Origin of the sequence: Hydrogenophaga sp. NFH-34, assembly GCF_021401345.1 — a bacterium.
In the GTDB taxonomy this organism is placed as follows: Bacteria; Pseudomonadota; Gammaproteobacteria; order Burkholderiales; family Burkholderiaceae_C; genus Hydrogenophaga; species Hydrogenophaga electricum.
In genome coordinates, this window is record NZ_JACBGE010000052.1 from 1 (window position 1) to 6,169 (window position 6,169).

Annotated in this window: 8 protein-coding genes; all 8 read right to left on the reverse strand. The window is 58.0% G+C overall.

Annotated elements, in window-relative coordinates; all coding sequences use genetic code 11:
* Nucleotides 1-30: 30 nt before the first annotated feature.
* The 8 genes from L0977_RS25120 to L0977_RS25155 are packed head-to-tail and all read right to left on the reverse strand — an operon-like array spanning nt 31 to nt 5,723.
* Nucleotides 31-1,425, reverse strand: a complete 1,395-nt coding sequence (locus L0977_RS25120) for an ISL3 family transposase (protein ID WP_234267661.1) — start codon at nt 1,423-1,425, stop codon at nt 31-33.
* 14 nt (nt 1,426-1,439) lie between these two features.
* Nucleotides 1,440-1,967 (reverse strand): hypothetical protein, encoded by a 528-nt coding sequence (locus tag L0977_RS25125; RefSeq protein ID WP_143008605.1) that lies wholly within the window; start codon nt 1,965-1,967, stop codon nt 1,440-1,442.
* A 9-nt stretch (nt 1,968-1,976) separates the two neighbouring features.
* The gene (locus tag L0977_RS25130) at nt 1,977-2,642 is read right to left on the reverse strand and encodes a hypothetical protein (protein WP_074585526.1); all 666 of its coding nucleotides are present in this window, start codon (nt 2,640-2,642) and stop codon (nt 1,977-1,979) included.
* A gap of 28 nt (nt 2,643-2,670) precedes the next feature.
* The gene (locus L0977_RS25135; RefSeq protein ID WP_074585525.1) at nt 2,671-3,060 is read right to left on the reverse strand and encodes a hypothetical protein; all 390 of its coding nucleotides are present in this window, start codon (nt 3,058-3,060) and stop codon (nt 2,671-2,673) included.
* Between the two features lie 7 nt (nt 3,061-3,067).
* On the reverse strand, nt 3,068-3,556 hold the full coding sequence (locus tag L0977_RS25140; protein WP_074585524.1) for a GIY-YIG nuclease family protein: 489 nt from the start codon (nt 3,554-3,556) through the stop codon (nt 3,068-3,070).
* A gap of 5 nt (nt 3,557-3,561) precedes the next feature.
* Nucleotides 3,562-4,080: a hypothetical protein gene (locus L0977_RS25145; RefSeq protein WP_079437262.1), complete on the reverse strand. Its 519-nt coding sequence runs from the start codon at nt 4,078-4,080 to the stop codon at nt 3,562-3,564.
* 30 nt (nt 4,081-4,110) lie between these two features.
* Nucleotides 4,111-4,827 (reverse strand): hypothetical protein, encoded by a 717-nt coding sequence (locus tag L0977_RS25150; protein WP_234267662.1) that lies wholly within the window; start codon nt 4,825-4,827, stop codon nt 4,111-4,113.
* Nucleotides 4,824-5,723, reverse strand: coding sequence for a DUF6036 family nucleotidyltransferase (locus L0977_RS25155; protein WP_222935263.1), 900 nt, complete (start codon nt 5,721-5,723; stop codon nt 4,824-4,826). The genes L0977_RS25150 and L0977_RS25155 overlap by 4 nt, the downstream gene beginning before the upstream one ends.
* Nucleotides 5,724-6,169: the final 446 nt, after the last annotated feature.

The following is a 6,169-nucleotide window of genomic DNA, read 5'->3' on the forward strand; positions in this document are numbered from 1 at the left end:
GGCTATTCGTAAAAGTGGGTTGAAACGGGATCAAAGCTCTCCTGCCTCGATCATGCGGATGAGTGTTGAAATGTCCGCTCCGTAGTTCTTGGGCGGCGGTGGTGCCTTGTGTTGGTCAGCCTCCTTCGGAGGCTTCATTGCCCGCACCTTCTCAAGCACGGGCGGTCCATAGCCCATCGCGTCATCTGGCAACGCTCTGCCCATCTCGACAGGCTCCGACGCACGCTTTCTCTCGAACTTGGGGCGTGCCTGCTTTCGGCTATGGATGCCCTCTGTGAAGAGAATCTTGGCCCGTAGCGCCTCGAACGAGTAGCCGCGCCCCAGCCGGTTCATCACCCGGATCAGGCTGTTCAGGCTCTCGGTGTAGGCATTGGTGACGGGGTGCTCGAAGTAGTTGAGGATGAAGGGCTGCCAGTTCGTGAAGGCGCGGATCAGGTCGGCGAAGTAGGGTCTGATCTCGGTCGATATTGCCCTGTACCACGCCTCGTAGCGCCGCATGGCTTCCTCTGGCGTCCCGGCCTCGTAGATGCCGTAGAAGTCCTCTTTGAGCCGGTAGGCTTCGCCCAAAGCTGGGTAGTTCTTTGTCCAGCCGTCCATGAGCAGCCGTTCCTGGTCGTTCAGGTCGCGCTCGCGCTTCAAGAGCACAAAGCGGTCGTGCATCAGCCCGCGCTTCTGTTTCAGTGTCAGTTCAGCCCGCAGCCCTTTGCGGGCCTTCTCCATAGCGTCGTTCGCCATCCTGACGACGTGAAACTTGTCGATGACGATGGTGGCGTCCGGCAACACCGCAGTCACTGCATCGCGGTAGGGCGTCCACATATCCATCGCCACGTACTGCACCTTGTCCCGGTTTGGCATCTTGAACAGGTACTTCGCCACCGTGTCCTTGTTTCGGTTGTGGAGCATGTCCACGATGGTGTTGTTCTGGATGTTCGAGACGACGCAGCGCGGCTTGTTGATGATGTGGATTTCGTCGATGCCCATCCATTTCGGCGTCTCGAAGCGGACGGTCTGCTCAAGCTCGTTGATGTAGTCGCGGAAGATGTTGCGGATCGTTCCTTCGACCACGCCGGTTTCGTCGGCCAGCGAGGTGAAGGTGCGTTTCAGTGCTTGCTGCCCGATCCACTTCACCAGTCGGTCGGTCATCATCCGGTTCTCGGCCAGCAGCGGCAGTGCTTGCGAGAAGGTCTTGCCGCAGGCTTGGCAACGCAGCCGCTTGGTGTCGATGTAAATGCCCACGCGCTTGCCGTGCATGGGCAGGTCTTTGAACACCTGCTCGCGGGTTCCCCACGAGTTCAGGCGGTCGGACTGGCAATGCGGGCAGGCAGCAGTCACTTCCACCGGCTCGGCGGTGACATGGTAGTCGTGGTCGGTTTCCTGCACGCGCAGCACGCGGTACTGCGGGAGGTTCAGGATGTTGGCGGGCATTAGTTATCGCCTCATCAGTGAGACTTTGTTCTGAGTTGGGCGTCTCGGATCAATCGAGACATGCGTGCCCGCTCGTCGTCACTGAACACCACGCCTGCGGTACTTTCGGCAGCTTCGACAGCCTTCGCGAGCCGAAGCGCCTCACGCCCCTCCGGCGTGCCACCGAACACGATGGATTCGTACTCTGCATCCGGGTCGCCCGTTTCATAGTTCCTCAACTCGCCAGTTGTGGCTTCTATGACCGCTCCGAGGGTGGCGAGAAAGGCATCTATCGCATCGCGATGCAGCTTGCCGGTAAAGGTGACGTGAACTGGATCGCGGCCACAAGGGATGCGATCCGTTGTGACGTACTCGATCTCCGCAAGCACCCCTGCCGATGTCACTTGTCGGCTGCAACTCTGGCCTCGCGGAAGCCAGAATGTCTCAGCCTCAATTGGTGCAGGTGCCGACAAGGCCAAGACATCGGCCACAGCAGTGCAGAGCACGCCAAAGTCGGCGGCTGAACGCAGACGTATGTCACAGTCGAAACGACCTTCAAACATGGCCGAATCTCAATCCAACCCCTTTGCCTCCCAGCCTTGACTGGTCAGCTTGATTGCGTGCTTGGACTCCTTGCTGCCAGCACCGTCAAGGATGCTCTTCACCACCGGGAAAGCGGCTTGAACCTCGGGCTTCTTGGCCCAGTCGGCGACGTTGTTGACCTTGTAGGTGTAGGTGATGCCTGCCTCTTGATAGTCGCCGAACTTCATCGGGCCTTCCCACTTCACGATCTTGTCCAGTGCCTTCTTGCCCCAGCACAGATCGGTTTGCTTCTCGGTGGTCTTGCCGTTTAGGCCGATGGAGGCGACTTCCTTCTCTTGCGCGAAGGGCTTGGCCGCATCGGTCAGGGTGTAGCGCTTTATCTTGGCCTTGGCTCCAGTGGGCTTACCCATGATCCCCATGATGTCCACCTCGGTGTCCTCGCCCTTGACCAAGCCAGCGGCTTCGAGCGCGGCCATCTGGTTGGCGCTCCCGGCTTGCATGGTCTTTTGCAGGCGCAAGTCCATCTCGGACAGGTCAACCGGCCAGCGCTTGGTGTTCAGGCACAGGTCGCCCTTCTTGTCGAAATACTGGCTCATGGCCGCGCCGAAGTTCTTTTCGTTGGCGTCGGTCTTGCTGCCGCAGGCGGCCAGAGCAACAGTGCCGAGGGCGGCGAGGATGGCGATGTTCTTCTTCATGAATTTCCCTTGTGGTTGTTGAATGGAGTTACGACTGATCCCAAGCGTCAATGGTCAGCGCCGCATCGGTCGGGCAAGTACGGATGCGCTCGGGCCGCAGGTTGACCTTGCCCATCCAGCCGGGAGGCTGGGTGTACTCTTCGCCCTCATCCATGCCGAACACCCAGATGCCGTCGTCAGCAGGCTTGATTGCGTCACCCGTGATGAGCGGCAGCACGATGTTTGCCGTGGACGTGTAGCGGTTCGGATAGCCGTCACCGCGCAGCTTGGTGGCCTTGCCTTCCTCGACCAGCTTTTCCAGCCAGCGAATGCCGCCAACGCCGGTTTCCCATTCCGCGAGCACTGACTTCTTGCGGTCGATGATGGCGTCCCGTTCTTCGGGGGTTTGCGTTGAGACGACGATCCAGTATCCGAGCATGATTGGGTCAGGTGGTTGAAATGGGCGCAGGGGTAGAAGCAAGGCCGGTCAGTGCTCCATTGAGCCTGTCGGGCAGAAGTGTCAATGGGTCTATGCGGCGCAACGCGGCCAATAGACGTTCGCCCTCTATCGAGGTCGCGAATTTGTTGTAACGCTCAATGTCGCGCAGGTTGCCCGGCGAAGGCTGGTCATTCCATCCTTTGCCATGCTTTGCGCCTCGCACAGAATTCATGCCGTACAACTGGGCATAGCGTTGCGCGATCAGAACCTCGGCCCGCTCGTGTGCGCAATCTGTGCGAATCTGGTAGTCGCGAAGCTCAAACACCTCTTCAATCTCCAGCGCCCGGCGCTCTTTGGTTGCCACAGCACCGCCCTTGCCGAAATGGCTGCGCATTCGGCGCTCGAAGCTCTGTGTCGAGCCTACATACCAGCCGTTTCCCTCCACCCGGAGGACGTAGATGTAGTAAAGCTCGTCTTTCGCGACGGACAGTCCCATTAGCCCTATCCCGGATGACAAAGCTCGTCAAAAGGGAGAATGGAACGGGCTGACTCAAGCCAGCTATCTTCTTCGGGATCAATCCCGATCAACTCGTATTTTCCGTCGTTGTTGCGATACCCGACGCCCATTACTAGCGAAGTGTTCCGTGCAGCGATGTACGCAGCCGTTGCCTTGCCTTCGGTCGAGTATTCATGGCCGGTGAAAATCAGGGCGGCCAGCCCAAGGGCATCGTTGTCCCGGCGCGTTTCGTCACGGAGAAACTGAATGAAGGATTGCTGTTTCAGCGCCAATTCCGGCTTCAAGCCCTTCGGGCATCCATCCTCGAATTCGATGCCATAGATGAAAGCCGTGCCATTGGACTCGACAAATAGGATGTCCTCGAACACCTCGCACTGAACATCGTGGCGGCACGCTTTCAAGTCTGCCATCCAGAGTTCATCCGACCCTTGCGGGAAATTGGAGACGAAGCGTGCGTTCTTCGCTGCAAACGCGATGGGTGGCCTTACCGCGCTCAGATTCATATTCAAATTATTCATATCAGGCATTGCAATCTACTCTGCTGGGAAGGTGACGGTCGCCAATGCCTCGTGCTCGCTCACGACAGGCAAACGGTCGCGAGGCACGGGTTCAGGCGATACCCAATCGGTTTCGCCAAGCTCGATGAAGCGATCAATGGCGGCCTCGATAGATGCCTGATTGATGGCATCCGCATCAAGCACGATCTTCAAGCCGATGCCGTAGACGTAGCTGCGGTCGAGTTTGAAGGATTCATGGATCACGGGCGGCTCGTTGCGCGCAATCTCTGCTTCCAGCTTGCGCCACTGCTCATGAAAGGTCAGGCCACCAAACTGCTCGAAGCGCATCTTTTCGCGCTCGGCCAGCTTGTAGGTCAGGATTTTTCCGGTGCTAGAGCGCTGTGCAGGCACGAACTCCAACTTGGAGTTCTCTTCCCGCTCTTCCGGCGACAGCATCGCGGCCACGCGGGTGTGTGCAATGTCGTGGGCCTTGTCCCAGAATGCTTTTCGGGCGGTCACGAAACTGGCGTTCCAGATCGTGAACCGATCCGTGCCCGGAAAGTAGAAGTCAAACCACTGGTTGTATAGGTCGGGACGGCCCGGCTCATTCAGCACGAGGCGGCTGGTGAACCGGCCACCGTACTCGGCTGCATCGCGGCGCATCTTGCCCTTGAGGCGAATGACCTCGTGGCTGCGCTTGTGTCGTGGCAACGTCACGAAAGGAGGGCGGCGTTTGGCTCCGGGGAACTTCATGGCTCGCACCCTTTCTCGCCTCGCGCCTTGGCATATTGCGCTTGGAGTTCAGGTGCAAACCTGTCAACCAAGGCACGCACATCGTCTTGCTTTGCCTTCGACACAGCACCCGGACTGTGCTGGCAGATCACGTCCGCAACTTCCGAAGGTTCTTGCCCATGCTCCGCGATGCTTTCGACGATGGCCTTTCGCTCGACATCGGCCCAGTTCACGCCATCGTGGCCATGTGTCTTGATGGCTTCGGTGGCGTACTGCCAGAAGGTGAGTGCCGCTCCTGCACGCTTTTCCAGACGAGGCAGTTCTGCCAATCGCAGGGCCGCGATCCGCTCGCTTTCGACCTCGCGAGCCAATACGACAGCATCCCGCAGATTCAATTTCAGCATGGCCTGACCGCCGATATAGCCTGCCAAAGCACTTGTGGCGCGTTGCTCGATCTCGTCGGCACTCGTCAGGCCGAGCCGAACCAAAGCAGCAATATCATCCTTGTCATTGTCGGCAAACCGGGCAATCTTGCTGACAGCCAAATCAAGGGGGGAGAGGACGTAAAGCCGAATATGCTCTATCCCCATATCCAAGGGGATAGCATCGTCGGTATAGTCCTCGTGCATCAGAGCAAAGGTCGAGTTGTAATTGGTGTCAAAATGGACAGCCTCGCGAGTCCCATCCTCCAACGTAACATCGACGATCAAATCGTTAGGGATGAATACACGGGCACCGAACTCGGCATCAACATCCGTTGTGACACGATCTGACGTATAGAGATGGACGGCCATGCCCCCAGCCAAATAGACATTCACTGGGCTGCGGAGCGAGAGCCTCTCTTCAAGCTGCTTGAATAACTCTCGCAGTCCTTCGGCAAGTGCGGTTCGCGTATGGAATACAGGACTTGCTGGCATCGCCTCAGCCCCATTGCAGTTGACGCGAAAGCATGTCTCGCAAACGTGGCAAGCTCATCACCCAACCTCGCCTGACGACCTCAGCCGAGGCCAGTCGCTCGTTCGGATGTGAAGCGAAGTACCTTTCGCTCGCTTGCGTCAAGCACTTCGACTCGGCTGGAAACTGCGACTGAACAACCATTGCCGCCAACTGAAACACGTTAGCCTCTCGCTGATCTTGAGCCGCTTGCGTGGCTTCCCGAGCGACGGCAGAGCATCGGGCAAGGAGTGCCGATTCAACATCTCTAGAAGTCATTACAGTCACCTCCCGAACAACAAGACTTTACGATTTTCGATAGCGTAACTGTACAGTGAAGCGACAATGTTTGCAACACTGTTTTACGACTTCTGGCTGGCGTGACATACATCAGCCCATTGTTGGCGCCCACCCGCTTTTACGAATACCC

Bases quoted from the DNA above. Each gene is read 5' to 3' on its own strand.
- L0977_RS25120 (WP_234267661.1), bottom strand. From the start codon at position 1,425: ATGCCCGCCAACATCCTGAACCTCCCGCAGTACCGCGTGCTGCGCGTG.
- L0977_RS25150 (WP_234267662.1), bottom strand. From the start codon at position 4,827: ATGAAGTTCCCCGGAGCCAAACGCCGCCCTCCTTTCGTGACGTTGCCA.
- L0977_RS25130 (WP_074585526.1), bottom strand. From the start codon at position 2,642: ATGAAGAAGAACATCGCCATCCTCGCCGCCCTCGGCACTGTTGCTCTG.
- L0977_RS25125 (WP_143008605.1), bottom strand. From the start codon at position 1,967: ATGTTTGAAGGTCGTTTCGACTGTGACATACGTCTGCGTTCAGCCGCC.
- L0977_RS25135 (WP_074585525.1), bottom strand. From the start codon at position 3,060: ATGCTCGGATACTGGATCGTCGTCTCAACGCAAACCCCCGAAGAACGG.
- L0977_RS25140 (WP_074585524.1), bottom strand. From the start codon at position 3,556: ATGGGACTGTCCGTCGCGAAAGACGAGCTTTACTACATCTACGTCCTC.
- L0977_RS25145 (WP_079437262.1), bottom strand. From the start codon at position 4,080: ATGAATCTGAGCGCGGTAAGGCCACCCATCGCGTTTGCAGCGAAGAAC.
- L0977_RS25155 (WP_222935263.1), bottom strand. From the start codon at position 5,723: ATGCCAGCAAGTCCTGTATTCCATACGCGAACCGCACTTGCCGAAGGA.